Genomic DNA, 13821 nt, shown 5'->3' with positions numbered 1-13821 from the left:
TAGTAATGCGATTACAAATAAAGCTAGGAGTAATAATTTGAAAGACCGACAGGATAAACAAAATAAGTAACCGGTTGAATTCTCGATCGGTCAGACCTGCGGTTTGGACACTTTTGGTTAACTTTACCTAAAATTTTTCAGATGCAACCGGAAATATATAGTAAACAAGTAGCAGATATAGCAGCATGTCAGGTGATTTTGCTGGATGAGAGAGGTGTGGATGCGCTAAAAACGGAGAGAATTCCGTCGGAAGTAATTGCATTTCTGAACGAATTTTCCGGCTCAAAAGAAGATTTTGACTTTGTGAAAACAGGCAAGCAATGGATTTTTGTTGCCAAAGTTAAATCGCATTCGGAGAAGAACAGAATGTATGGATATCAGGTTCGAAAGAAACTTGAAAAAGCAGTTGAAGAAATTGAAATAACTGGTGCTGAAGGAGCTGCTATCGAAGTAGCGGAAGGACTTGCATTAGCAAATTACCAGTTTCTTAAATACCGGTCAGATAGGCAGGAGAAAGAATTCTCTCTCCGGAAAATTGCAGTGTTAGACGGAAATGAAAAGGAGATTGAGATTGTAAACAATACGATCCGTGCTGTGTACTGGTCGAGAGATTTGGTAAACGAGCCACATAGTTACCTTACAGCTACTCAATTGAGCAAAGAAATAGAGGAAAAACTAGCTCCTGTTGGAGTACATGTAACGGTACTGGAGAAACATCAGATAGAGTCGTTGAAACTTGGAGGGTTGATAGCTGTAAATCTGGGGAGTGAAGAACCGCCCACTTTTTCGGTAATAGAATACAAGCCCGATGCAGCCGTTAATAAACAGCCTGTTGTACTTGTGGGAAAAGGGATTGTGTATGATACAGGTGGCTTAAGCCTTAAGCCTACTGCACATAGTATGGATATCATGAAAAGTGATATGGGGGGTGCGGCGTGTATGGTCGGAACGATGATGTCTGTAGCGTTGAACAAATTACCCGTTCATGTTATTTGTATTATCCCGGCAACAGATAACCGACCGGGGAAAAACGCCTATGCTCCCGGAGATGTTATCACTATGTATAATGGTAAAACGGTAGAAGTCAAAAATACGGATGCAGAAGGTAGAATGGTATTGGCCGATGCACTGTCTTATGGAGATAAGTACAGCCCGGAGCTTGTTATCGACGCGGCAACATTAACCGGTGCGGCCGTGCGGGCAATTGGAACGCGGGCAGCTTGTGTGATGGGAAATGCTGCACAGGAAGTAATTGACAATTTAGTTGCAGCCGGGAATGAGGTACATGAACGTCTGGTTCAGCTTCCTTTTTGGGATGAGTATGCCGAAGAAATGAAGTCAGATATCGCAGACTTGAATAACCTTGGCGGTCCGTATGCCGGGATGATTACAGCAGGAAAGTTTTTAGAGCACTTCACAAAAAATCCATACATTCACATCGATATAGCCGGTCCGGCATTTTTAGAAGCTGAGGACGGATACAGAGGAAAAGGAGGAACTGGTACAGGAGTCCGTTTATTAACAAGATTTTTAGCAAATTACACAGATGGAAAATAGACAACCCGTTCGGGTAGGAATCAGTATAGGAGATGTTAACGGTATCGGGCCGGAAGTGACAATTAAAGCGCTTTCAGATAACCGGATTCTGCAAGATTGTTCAGTTGTTATTTATGCCTCGACACGAACACTTTCGTTTTATAAAAAAGCAATCAAAGAACATGATTTTCAGTACCAGTCGATTAAAACAGCAGATCAGATAGACCCGCGTAAGATCAATGTGATTAATTGCTGGGGGGATGATCTGAGGATTGAGCCGGGGCAAAAAACAGAAGCAGGTGGGAAGCATGCATTTCTTTCGCTGGAAGCCGCAACGGCTGATTTGGCCGCTAATAAAATTGATGTTTTGGTGACTGCGCCTATTTCAAAAGAAACCATTCAGAAAGCAGGATTCCAGTTTCCCGGTCATACGGAATACCTGGCAGACATGTCAGGGGTAGCTGAGGCTTTAATGATGATGGTGTCTGAGAATTTGCGTGTTGCTTTGGTTTCTTCACATATTGCTTTAAAAGAGGTTCCGGAACAGCTGACAAAGGAAAAGATCCTGAATAAGATCAAAGCGTTGAATACATCGTTAAAAAGAGACTTTAAAATTGTTCGACCAAAAATAGCTGTTTTGGGGCTTAATCCGCATGCAGGTGAAAAAGGTGCAATGGGACAAGAAGAGTCAGAGGTGATTACACCGGCGATACAAGCTGCTAAACAGGAAGATATCCTTGTGAATGGTCCGTTTCCGGCAGATGGATTTTTTGGTTCAGAAGCTCGTAAGCACTACGATGCTGTGTTAGCTATGTATCATGATCAGGGGCTGGCGCCGTTTAAAGCACTTGCGTTTGACTCGGGGGTGAACTTTACAGCAGGGCTACCCGTGGTAAGAACTTCTCCTGATCACGGAACGGCTTTTGATATTGCCGGAAAGGGAATTGCTTCCGAAACTTCAATGCGAAGTGCAATTTATTTGGCAGTAGATATATACAGAAACCGTGAGTTTATAAGGGAGATTGAGGCGAATCCGCTTCAGTCGCAACCACAAAATAATAAAGGGAGAGATTAAATGTGTTTGATTTCAGTTTATTTTCTTACCTTTGCCGTCCAATTTTTTGAACAGTGAAAAGTTCATTGCGTAATTATAATGTTCAATTTTCAGGGTTAAAAGATGGTTTGCATCAGGTTAGCTTTGAAATTGGTGCTGAGTTCTTTGAGAATTTTGAGTATTCCCTGATTGAATCAGGAGAAGTGCTAATCGACATGGAGTTGGATAAAAAACCAAACATGTTGACAACACGTTACAAAGTCAAGGGGGTTGTGAATACTACCTGTGACAGATGTGCAGATCCATTGGAGCTGCCAGTAGAAGGAGCGTTTAAACTGGTGTTTAAGTTCGGGAAAGAACAATCTGATAATGAAGAGTTGATTGTTTTGCCTCCTGAAGCGTATATGTTGGAAATGGCTCCTTATTTCTATGAGTTCATTAACGTCTTGCTACCTGCGCGAAAAGTGCATGAGGAAGGTGAATGCAACGAAGAAATGGTAACGTTGATTAGCCAATATTCAATCAATAGTTCCGATCCCGATGATGAAGATGATTTTGAGGACGATTGGGACGAAGACGAAGAAGAATAAAAAGTATTTGTAGATTTGTATATAAAAATAAAGTAAAATGGCACATCCTAAGAGAAGAACTTCGACCACAAGAAGGGACAAGAGAAGAACCCACTTTAAGGCAACTGCTGCGAATATCGCAACATGCCCAACTACGGGTCAGCCACACTTGTTTCACAGAGCATTCTGGCACGAAGGAAAACTTTACTATAAAGGTAAAGTAGTAGCTGAGAAAGAAGTAGCTGTATAATTTTTTACAGCTGAATACGAGATTCCAGATGAGGATTGGAATAGATATTATGGGAGGAGATTTCGCTCCTGATGCGAATGTTGCAGGAGCTTATCTCGCCCTCAAAGATCTTCCGGAGGATTGTCGTATTGTATTTATAGGCGACGAAGAAATCGCCCGTAAACAGATTGCCGGGTTAGGGGAAGATCCTGACAAGGTGGATTTTGTACATGCTCCGGAGGTGATCACTATGAGTGATCACCCTACACGTGCATTGCCGAAAAAACCGAACAGTAGTATTGCTGTCGGGTTTGAGTTGCTGGCAACAAAACAGATTGATGCTTTTGCCAGTACAGGAAATACAGGCGCAATGCTGGTAGGGTCTATTTATAAGATAAATGCAATTCCGGGAGTGATTCGTCCCTGCATTACATCCACGCTTCCCAAACTTACGGGAGGAGAATCGATTCTCTTGGACGTGGGGGCAAATGCGGATTGTAAACCGGATGTCTTATATCAGTTTGCAATTTTAGGTTCACTTTATATGAAGCACGTAAACGGAATCGAGAATCCTCGTGTCGGTTTGCTGAATATTGGTGAGGAACCTGAAAAGGGGAACCTACTGACTACAACTACACACAAACTACTTCAGGAATCGGATGATCTGAATTTTGTCGGAAATATTGAAGGACGCGATTTGTTTACAGATCGTGCAGATGTTATTGTTTGTGATGGGTTTACAGGTAACGTTGTTCTGAAGACAGCCGAAGGGTTTTATTCACTTCTCAGAAAAAGAGGGGTGGAAGATGAGTATTTTGACCGTTTTAATTACGAAAATTACGGTGGTACTCCTATTTTAGGTGTGAACGGAACAGTTGTTATCGGTCATGGAATTTCCAACGATGTTGCGGTGAAGAATATGATTCTGCATACCGCAAACGTAGTAGGTTCTGATTTGTCGAAGAAAATTAAAGAAGCTTTTAAATAATGGGAAAGGTTACAGCAGCAATTACAGGTGTTGAGGGATATGTTCCTGAACACGTGATGACAAATGAAGATTTGTCAAAAATTGTAGATACGTCTGACGAGTGGATTCGTACAAGAACAGGTATTCGTGAAAGGCGTATTATGAAAGATGGTCCTACTTCAGATATGGGGGCCGCTGCTGTAAAGAAATTGCTGGAAAAGAAAAATATCGATCCATTGGATATTGATCTTGTAATTTGTGGTACGGTTACTCCGGACTACCCTTTCCCAAGTACAGCGAACGTCATTTCCGATAAAGTCGGAATGAAAAATGCATGGAGTTTTGATGTCATTGCGGCCTGTTCAGGTTTTATATACGGACTGACTATCGGAGCGCAATTCATTGAAACAGGAAAGCACAAGAAAGTATTAGTAATCGGGGTGGATAAAATGACTTCTATTCTGGATTATCAGGACAGAACTACTTGTGTTATTTTTGGTGATGGCGGTGGAGTAGCATTGCTGGAACCAAATACTGAAGGATTGGGAATCATCGATAGTATTATGCACAGTGACGGAGCAGGGAGAAATTACCTGTTACAACCCGGTGGTGGTAGTGCCGCACCTGCATCACATGATACAGTAGACCAGAGATTACACTATGTAAAGCAGGAAGGGAAGCAGGTATTTAAATTTGCTGTTACAAATATGGCAGAAGTTTCTGCACAAATCATGGAGAAGAATAACCTGACAAGTGATGATGTAGATTGGTTGGTACCGCACCAGGCAAATCTTCGTATCATTGATGCAACAGCATCGCGTATGGGGCTTCCTCCTGAGAAAGTTATGGTAAACATAGAGAAGTATGGTAATACAACTGCCGGTACACTTCCGCTTTGTTTGTGGGATTGGGAGAGTAGGTTGAAAAAGGGTGATAACCTGATTCTTTCTGCCTTTGGAGGTGGATTTACATGGGGTGCTATCTATCTGAAATGGGCCTACAATTCGTAAAAACATTTTGTATATTTATCCAACCAAATAATAGAGTATTATGAATTTAAGTGAGATTCAGGAACTTATAAAGTTTGTTTCGCGCTCAGGTGTTACTGAGGTAGAAATTGAACAAAAGGATTTTAAGATAACAATCAAATCAGAAGGTAAAAAGTCGAAGAAAGAAGAGCAAACAATCGTTCTTCAACAAGCTCCGGTTGCTACACCTGCACAGATTGCTGCTGCACAGGCTCAACCTGTTGCTGCCGCTCCGGCTCCTGTTGCCGCTGCACCGGCTCCTGCTGCTGAGAAACCAGCTGCACCTGCTGAAGATGACTCGAAATTGATTACGATTAAATCACCAATGATCGGTACGTTCTACAGAGCTCCTGGTCCAGGTAAAGATAACTTTGTAAACGTAGGAGATACAATCAAGTCAGGTGATGTAGTTTGTATTATTGAAGCAATGAAGTTGTTTAACGAAATTGAGTCAGAAGTTTCCGGAAAAATCGTGAAAGTACTGGTTGATGATGCTACTCCTGTAGAGTACGATCAGCCTCTTTTCCTGGTTGAGCCTGCATAAGCAAAGACTCATTTTTTTGTTGAACCAACGTCATTCACTATGTTTAAAAAAATATTAATTGCCAACAGAGGTGAAATAGCTTTACGTGTTATCAGAACATGTAAAGAAATGGGTATCAAAACCGTTGCAGTATATTCAACTGCAGATAAGGACAGTTTGCCTGTTCGGTTTGCAGACGAAGCAGTTTGTATCGGTCCCGCAATAAGTTCACAATCTTACCTTTCTATTCCTAATATCATTGCAGCTGCTGAAATAACTAATGCAGACGCTATTCACCCCGGATATGGATTTCTTTCGGAAAATGAGAAGTTTTCGAAAGTTTGTCAGGAGCATGGAATCAAGTTTATCGGTGCACTTCCCGAGCAAATTGCCGGTATGGGAGATAAAGCGACGGCAAAGGCGACCATGATTAAAGCCGGAGTACCTTGTATTCCAGGATCAAAGGGATTATTGAAGGATCTTGCTGATGCCAAGAAAGTTGCAAAAGAGATTAAATATCCGATCATTCTTAAAGCTACTGCCGGTGGTGGTGGTAAAGGAATGCGTATTGTTTGGAAAGAAGAGGATATTGAAGCAGCATGGGATTCAGCACGTCAGGAAGCAGGAGCTGCTTTTGGTAATGACGGGATCTACATGGAGAAGTTCATTGAAGAGCCACGCCACATTGAGATCCAGATTGCCGGAGACCAATATGGAAATGCCTGTCATCTTTCGGAACGTGATTGTTCTATCCAACGTCGTCACCAGAAATTGGTAGAGGAGACTCCAAGTCCTTTCATGACAGATGATCTGCGTGAGCGAATGGGGCAAGCTGCCATTCAGGCTGCTAAAGCTGTGAAATACGAAGGTGTTGGTACGGTAGAGTTCCTTGTGGACAAAAACCGTGACTTCTATTTTATGGAGATGAATACACGAATCCAGGTTGAGCATACCATTACGGAAGAAGTAATCAATTTTGACCTGATCAAAGAACAGATCAAAATTGCAGCAGGAGAGAAAATTTCAGGTAAGAATTACTATCCGCAGATGCATGCCATCCAGTGTCGTATTAACGCTGAGGATCCGGAAAATGATTTCCGCCCTTCTCCAGGTAAGATTACTTCATACCACTCCCCGGGAGGACATGGAGTTCGTTTAGATACGCACGTGTATGCTGGGTATACAATTCCACCAAACTACGATTCAATGATCTCAAAATTGATTGTAGTGGCGCAAACAAGAGAAGAAGCTATCCTTAAAATGAAACGTGCTCTTGACGAGTATATCATCGAAGGGATAAAAACCACAATCCCTTTCCATAAAAAACTAATGGATAATGAAGATTTCCGAAAAGGAAACTTTACTACTAAATTTATGGAAACGTTTGATTATAAATAGTATAATTTAGTATAAGGAAAGCGGGATGTCAGTAGATATCCCGCTTTTTTGTTTTTGTATTGGTATCAATAAATTTATTGTACATTTGAATACATTCACCAAAACCTTCGAAATGAGAAGCTATTATTTGTTACTTGCGGTTCTTTCATTTACGCTTGTAGTCTCTTGTAAAAAGGAAGAAGAGGTCATAAAAGAACCGGTTCAGGAACAGTTGGACCCTACAGTTTCGTATGACTTAACCGATGTTGCCTACGGATCTGATCCGGAGCAGGTAATGGATATATATCTGCCGGCAAATCGCTCTGCAGAAAGTACGCAGGTTTTTTTCCTCATTCATGGTGGAGGATGGAGTGCAGGAGATAAAGAAAACTTCCAGAGTACCTTTAATGCGTTGAAATTTGTGTATCCGGATTGTGCTATTGTTAATATGAACTACAGATTAGCTACGAATAGTAGTCCGGGATATCCGAAGCAAATAAACGATGTAGAAAAGGCCATTCAGTTTATTTTTAGTGGTAAATATGATCTTTCGCATGAGATTTGCTTTTTGGGGAATAGTGCAGGAGGTCATCTGGCGATGTTATACGCATATAAGTTTGATGATGAGGGGTACATAAAAGCAATTTGTAATACGGTTGGTCCGGCTGATTTTACAGATCCTTCTTATACCAGTGAACCTGATTTTGAATATGGGCTGATCAGTCTGGTGGGACCTGTAACTTACGATGAGAACCCTGCTTTGTACCAGGAAGTAAGTCCCGTATACCACATTACACAAAACGCTCCTAAGACTTTGTCTTTTTATGGCGACCAGGATCCTCTGGTTCCGGCAACGCAAGTAACCATTTTGCACGATAAATTGTCAGATGTCTCTGTGTATAATGAATGGACATTATATGCAGGAGAAGGTCACGGGAATTGGAATACTACGAATGCTAATGATTACCAGACAAAAATCATCAGTTTTATTACGAATCATTTTATCCATTAATAATCCCCGATTTTTCTAAAATTCTGCCCGTTTTTTTTCAAAAATGAGTTGTTTTTGCATTTTTTGGGAAAACTTCTTCTTCTAAAGCTCTATTTTTAAGGTAAAATTAGTTTTTGAGGGAAAAGGGAAATTTTATACAATCCGTTGGCGGTAAGTTAGCAATAGCTTTTTTGTTCGTACTTACGCTTTCTTTAAGTTTATGGTTGGTGAACCGGCAGGCATTTCATCGTATGAATGATGTCGTTGAACGGTTGACCGAGCCGGACTCCAGACAGGATTCCCTCATTGCTCTCAGAGACAGAATGGTGGTGTTGAATGATATGTATCGTCAGGAAGCATTATCTGGGAGAAGAGACATTTCAGATGAGTTTTCGGAAGAATTGAAAGAGATTTACGCCCGTCTGGATAAGTTAACAGACGCATTTCAAAATCAACCTGAGCAGTTAGATCGTTTGTTGAAAATTGATTCCCTTTTCCGTATTCGTGAAAAATTATTTGAGAGATATCTGAAAACGCGTTACAGCTATATTCACAATGGAATAGTAGACCGGCAGTTTGAGGCACTGGCGGAAGAAGTAGAAAAGAATAAGCTCAAAATAGACAGTAATATTGTTACAACAACAACCCGGACAAAAACTTTGACGTATGATTATACTCTGCCTGAGCTCGAAGAAGAGAAAAAAGGTTTATTTAAGAGAAAGAAAAAGACAGAAGAAAAGATAGAGGAACCAAAAGTTCTGGTAGAGGAGTATACAGAGGTTCAGGTGGATACACTCTCAACAACACATCAAAGAGATAGTATTCTTGAAACTATTCGCGTGTCGTTTGAAGAAGCGGAAAAGGAGCGGATGTTTAATCTGAACTATCTGAATAAGCAAGAACACTTATTGATAACCAGTAATGAGACTGTATACGGCGGTTTGATGCAGCTACTGGATGATGTGAAAAGACAAAATGAAAGCCTGATGGCGGAGGATCGGAAAGAGTCTATTGAAATTGCCCGTGATACCATTGGATTCAACCGGGGCCTAATGATGCTTTTTACCATACTTACCTTTTTACTAATAACTTTGGTAATCCGTGATATTTTCCGAATGAACAGCTATCGGAAAGAACTGGAAGAAGCTAAGAAACGTGCAGACTTTCATAGTGAAGCCAAACAACGATTTCTGGCAAATATGAGTCATGAGATACGTTCTCCTCTGCAATCAATTATTGGTTTTTCGGAACTGGTTATGAAAGAACGACCGGAAGAGCATACCAAAGCCATTTATCAGTCATCGAAACACTTACTTCAGGTTGTGAATGAAGTTCTGGATTATTCCCGGATCATCTCTAACCGCCTTGTAATAGAAGAAAAAGAGATAAATCCTGAGCAAATCATTACTGAACTAGATGATTGGATGCGATTGCAATGTGAACAGAAGGGTATAGAATGGAGATGTACATATAAGAATGAGCATGAAAAGAAAGGTATCCTCTCTGATCCTTTCAGACTGCGTCAGATCCTCATTAATCTTTTGAGTAATGCGCTGAAATTTACCGAGAAGGGAGAAATTGGTCTTGACGTTACCATTAAAAAGACCGGACCAGGGTCTGCCAAATTGCTTTTACAGGTATATGATACCGGAGTGGGCATGAAGCCGGATGATAAAGACAGAATTTTCAATCAGTTTGAACAACTGGATAATGCTTCAGTACATTCGGGAACCGGATTAGGGTTGAGTATTGTCAGTCAGCTGGTGCGTCAAATGAAAGGAAAAGTGGAAGTCGAAAGTGAGCCGGGTGAGGGGAGTTGTTTTAGTATCGAATTGTACGTAAGGGTTGCTGAACTTATTGATGTGCCTGAAGAAAAGGTGAAAAACGAGATCACGGATTCAGATTTGGAAGTATGGGTAATTGATGACGATTCGTTTATTCTCAATCTGTGTAGGAAACTGTTGGAGAACAGAGTAGGTAGGGCAAGATTCTTCAGTTCACCGGAAGATATATTACAGGCGTTAACTACAGCGCATCCTGATGTGATTCTGGCTGATATACGAATGCCGGGAATGAGTGGTATTGAATTGTGTCGGATTATCAGAGAAAGAACAGATCAGGTGCGACTTGTTGCTCTCACTGCCCAGGTATTACCGGAAGAAAAAGATATTGTTTTAAGAAGTGGTTTTGATGCGATTGTTTTAAAACCATTTACAGCAGACGAACTGTACGCTGTACTTGAAAATAGAGATCATAACACAGAGAAATTTGAATTATCCGCCCTTCGTGAAATGTTGAGTAGCGAAGAGGAACTGGAGCAGGTAATTCAACAATTTCATGAGGATACCCGACAGGATTTGAACGGGTTGGAAACGGCTCTTTCCCAAAAGAAGCGGGAAGATATTCTGTTACTGGTTCATCGCCTGGCCGGACGTTGCGCACAGATGGGATTAAAAGAACTGGCAGGAAAGTTCCGTGTATTAGAAGCAGAAGAAAGGTACCTGACGGATGAACAACTAAAACATAGAGTTATGGCACTAAAGGAACTGACTTTTCAGATAATGAAAGTTAATTAACCGTCAATTTCATATTTCTCCATCTTATTGTAAAGGGTTTTTCTGTCAATGTTTAATAGTCGGGCAGCTTTTGATTTATTATAGCGGGTTTGTTCAAGCACCTGAATAATCATTTCTCTTTCCGTACTTTCCTGCGTTTGCTTTAAATCTGTTTCCTGTTCTTGTTGGCGGAGAGCAAACAACATTTCATCAGGTATTAATTCCGGACCAATTAAGGTAGAGGTACTCAACAGAACCATACGATTAATTACATTTTTTAATTCTCTCAGGTTTCCCGGCCAGTCGTATCGTTTCAATGTTGCCAGTGCTTCAGGAGATACCAGCTGTACTTCACGATTCAATTCAGAATTTGCCATTTGAATAAAATGAGCAATGAAAAGATCGAGATCAGTACCTCTTTCACGCAAAGGTGGCATTTGAATTTTGAAGCCATTGATACGATGGTAAATATCTTCCCGAAAATCACCTTCTTCGACTTTTTGCATCAGATTTTCATTCGTCGCGGTAATAAGACGGATATCTACAGGGATTGTTTTTGAACTACCCAGAGGCTGAATAATTCGTTCCTGAATAACGCGAAGCAGTTTTACCTGCACATCATAACTGAGATTCCCGATTTCGTCCAGAAAGAGAGTTCCTCCGTTCGCCTCTTCCATTAATCCTTTTTTGTCCGTTAATGCACCCGTAAAAGCACCTTTTACATGCCCGAACAATTCACTACCTGCAAGATCTTTTGAAAGCACACCACAGTCGACTGCAACAAAAGGCTGTCCGGCGCGGTTGCTCTGGTCATGGATAGACCGTGCGATATGCTCTTTCCCTGTTCCACTCTCTCCGATAATCATTACGGACAGTTCTGTAGGAGCTACCAGTTTAACGTGTTCATACAATTTTTTTGAAACCTTACTTTCTCCCTGAATGATGGATTGAGAAACGGAAGGTTCCGGTTTTCGGACCTCGATTTTTTTTCTGAGCGCAGCCTGAATAACCATCATTAATTCGTCCGGATTAACGGGTTTAATTATGTATTCGAATGCGCCAGACTGAATAGATTTAACGGCTGTGCGGACATCGTTGAATCCGGTAATGATTATAGTCGGAGTAAAAGGAATTTCTCCTCCCATTTCGCGGATAAGTTCAAGACCATTTCCATCAGGAAGTCGATAATCGAGTAGTAAGAGATCAAAACGTTCGTTCTTTAACTCTTCTAATCCTTTTTGTATACCGGAAACAGCTTTTACTTCAAAGCCCTTTTTTTTGAGAAAGCTCGAAATAATAGTTGAAAAAGTAACGTCGTCTTCAATAAGTAATATTTGTTTCACGGACCAATATTTGGATGTACTATAAAAGTAAAAAAGGCTGGACAAATGCCAGCCTTCTTTAAGATATTTTAGGAAAATATCTTACTCTACACACTATTACTGCCTACTTCACTTCCTGCCCCTGCTCATCAAGCTTCACTGTCATTGTGGAGGCATCTTCTTTTACAAGCTCTACTTCGTAGTACGCTTTTTCACCTTGTACAAGGAAAGCTTGCTTTATTGTTGTTCCGGCATACGCATCGGATGAAAGAACTTTTTTCACTGCTTCAGGAAGTTCTTCAGCTTTCACTGGAGTTTTATCCTGCTCTTCTTCCATGATACGTACCTCGTTTGTAATCGCTTCAGTGTTTGTGTTTACTGTTGCATAAGAAATTCCTGTTAGAGCTACCGCTGCTACTGCTATAATCAACTTTTTCATAACTATAATGTTTTAAATGTTTACGCTTTACCATAGTGAGAAAACCGTGCCATAAAAAAGTGGAATAACAGGAAAAATATAGTTCTTTTCTTGTAAGTTATTGTTTTATAAGTTTTTGTGGGTGTGTTATTGTTTTTGGTATAAGAGGGAAGTGTTTTATAAAAACAAAAAAACTGTGGAAATTTTCCACAGTTTGTAGAGATATTCCCCGAAAACTGGGGCAGTTATACTATGAATTTACTCATTCAGAAGTTCCATAAGTTCATTGAGTCTCGGAGAGAGAATAATTTCGGTTCTACGATTTTGTGCTCTTCCCTGGGTAGTTTCATTGGATGCTCTTGGGGAGAATTCTCCTTTTCCGGAAGCGGTAAGCCGTTTAGGATCCAGATTGTATTTGCCGGCAAGAATACGTACAATTGAAGTTGCCCGAGCGACACTTAAATCCCAGTTGTCTGCGTACTGAGCTGTTTTGATGGGTACGTTATCTGTGTGTCCTTCGATAAGAATGTCGAAATCCTGATTTTTTTCTAATACACGGGCAACAATTCCTAAAGCTTCCTGACCTTTGTTCTCAACAGAGGCACTTCCTGACTTAAAAAGGAGTTTGTCAGACATGGAGATATATACTTTGCCGTTTTTAATCTCTACGGTAAGTTCATCTGAATTAAATCCGAGCAAAGCATTTCTGAGGATGTCATTCATGCGTTTTGCAATAGAATCCTGTCGGGCAAGTTCTTGCTGTAGTTCGCGAATAGCCGCTTCCCGTTCCAGAAGCAATTGTTCTTTTTTGGATAATTCCTGTTCTTTCACTTTCAAACGCTCGTTGTACAAGTGGGCCTGAGTATAGCTATCCGTGAATAAATTGGAATATTCTTTTTGTAGTTGAATTTGTTCTTTGGTAAGTGTTTGGTTTTCTTCTGTTAATTGTTGATTGGTTTCCTCAAGATCGAGAATTGTATTTTTGAGAACACTATTGTGGGAGGAAAGGGAGGCTATTTCTTCATTAAGAGTTAGTACAGAATCCTGTAATTGCTTGTTCTCACTTTCATAGCCCGAAATGCGATCACATAATTGATCCCGTTCTTCTACAACCGCCATTAACCGATTGCCCGCAGCAAACCTTTCCGGACGATCTTCCCCACATTTGTATACGGTCCCGCAGGAACCTAAGAACAACAGAGAGGAAGCAGATAAAATGAATACACTATTTTTCACTGTTTTATCTTTTTTT

The 13821-nt window shown here is 40.7% G+C and carries 13 protein-coding genes; 10 read left to right on the top strand and 3 right to left on the bottom strand.

Going from position 1 to position 13821, the window contains the following annotated elements; genetic code table 11:
• The first annotated feature begins 141 nt into the window (after positions 1-141).
• From ABDZ97_RS17020 to ABDZ97_RS16975, 10 genes are all read left to right on the top strand, one after another.
• Positions 142-1557, top strand: coding sequence for a leucyl aminopeptidase family protein (locus ABDZ97_RS17020; protein ID WP_343790733.1), 1416 nt, complete (start codon positions 142-144; stop codon positions 1555-1557).
• Complete coding sequence (pdxA, locus tag ABDZ97_RS17015; RefSeq protein WP_343790730.1) at positions 1547-2611, top strand: 4-hydroxythreonine-4-phosphate dehydrogenase PdxA; 1065 nt, start codon at positions 1547-1549, stop codon at positions 2609-2611. The genes ABDZ97_RS17020 and pdxA overlap by 11 nt, the downstream gene beginning before the upstream one ends.
• Before the next feature lie 53 nt (positions 2612-2664).
• On the top strand, positions 2665-3180 hold the full coding sequence (locus tag ABDZ97_RS17010) for a YceD family protein (protein ID WP_343790728.1): 516 nt from the start codon (positions 2665-2667) through the stop codon (positions 3178-3180).
• 37 nt (positions 3181-3217) lie between these two features.
• A complete protein-coding gene (rpmF, locus tag ABDZ97_RS17005) occupies positions 3218-3409 on the top strand; it encodes a 50S ribosomal protein L32 (RefSeq protein ID WP_343790725.1) in 192 nt (63 codons plus the stop codon).
• Positions 3410-3437: 28 nt separating this feature from the next.
• Positions 3438-4376 (top strand): phosphate acyltransferase PlsX, encoded by a 939-nt coding sequence (gene plsX / locus ABDZ97_RS17000; protein ID WP_343790722.1) that lies wholly within the window; start codon positions 3438-3440, stop codon positions 4374-4376.
• Positions 4376-5365, top strand: coding sequence for a beta-ketoacyl-ACP synthase III (locus ABDZ97_RS16995; protein WP_343790720.1), 990 nt, complete (start codon positions 4376-4378; stop codon positions 5363-5365). The genes plsX and ABDZ97_RS16995 overlap by 1 nt, the downstream gene beginning before the upstream one ends.
• A 40-nt stretch (positions 5366-5405) precedes the next feature.
• On the top strand, positions 5406-5927 hold the full coding sequence (gene accB, locus ABDZ97_RS16990) for an acetyl-CoA carboxylase biotin carboxyl carrier protein (protein WP_343790718.1): 522 nt from the start codon (positions 5406-5408) through the stop codon (positions 5925-5927).
• Between the two features lie 39 nt (positions 5928-5966).
• A complete protein-coding gene (gene accC, locus ABDZ97_RS16985) occupies positions 5967-7304 on the top strand; it encodes an acetyl-CoA carboxylase biotin carboxylase subunit (RefSeq protein ID WP_343790715.1) in 1338 nt (445 codons plus the stop codon).
• Positions 7305-7416: 112 nt separating this feature from the next.
• Positions 7417-8295, top strand: a complete 879-nt coding sequence (locus ABDZ97_RS16980) for an alpha/beta hydrolase fold domain-containing protein (protein WP_343790712.1) — start codon at positions 7417-7419, stop codon at positions 8293-8295.
• Positions 8296-8408: 113 nt separating this feature from the next.
• On the top strand, positions 8409-10850 hold the full coding sequence (locus ABDZ97_RS16975; RefSeq protein ID WP_343790709.1) for an ATP-binding protein: 2442 nt from the start codon (positions 8409-8411) through the stop codon (positions 10848-10850).
• Here the strand turns inward: ABDZ97_RS16975 and ABDZ97_RS16970 are convergent.
• From ABDZ97_RS16970 to ABDZ97_RS16960, 3 genes are all read right to left on the bottom strand, one after another.
• A complete protein-coding gene (locus ABDZ97_RS16970) occupies positions 10847-12172 on the bottom strand; it encodes a sigma-54-dependent transcriptional regulator (RefSeq protein WP_343790707.1) in 1326 nt (441 codons plus the stop codon). The two genes, ABDZ97_RS16975 and ABDZ97_RS16970, sit on opposite strands and share 4 nt — an antisense overlap.
• Before the next feature lie 103 nt (positions 12173-12275).
• The gene (locus tag ABDZ97_RS16965; protein ID WP_343790704.1) at positions 12276-12590 is read right to left on the bottom strand and encodes a hypothetical protein; all 315 of its coding nucleotides are present in this window, start codon (positions 12588-12590) and stop codon (positions 12276-12278) included.
• Between the two features lie 237 nt (positions 12591-12827).
• Positions 12828-13805: an OmpA/MotB family protein gene (locus ABDZ97_RS16960; protein WP_343790701.1), complete on the bottom strand. Its 978-nt coding sequence runs from the start codon at positions 13803-13805 to the stop codon at positions 12828-12830.
• Positions 13806-13821 lie beyond the last annotated feature (16 nt).

The organism is Wandonia haliotis (genome assembly GCF_039523435.1).
Taxonomy (GTDB): Bacteria; Bacteroidota; Bacteroidia; order Flavobacteriales_D; family Crocinitomicaceae; genus Wandonia; species Wandonia haliotis.
Note: the sequence above shows the minus strand (reverse complement) of the source record. Positions and strands in the feature narration are given on the sequence as shown.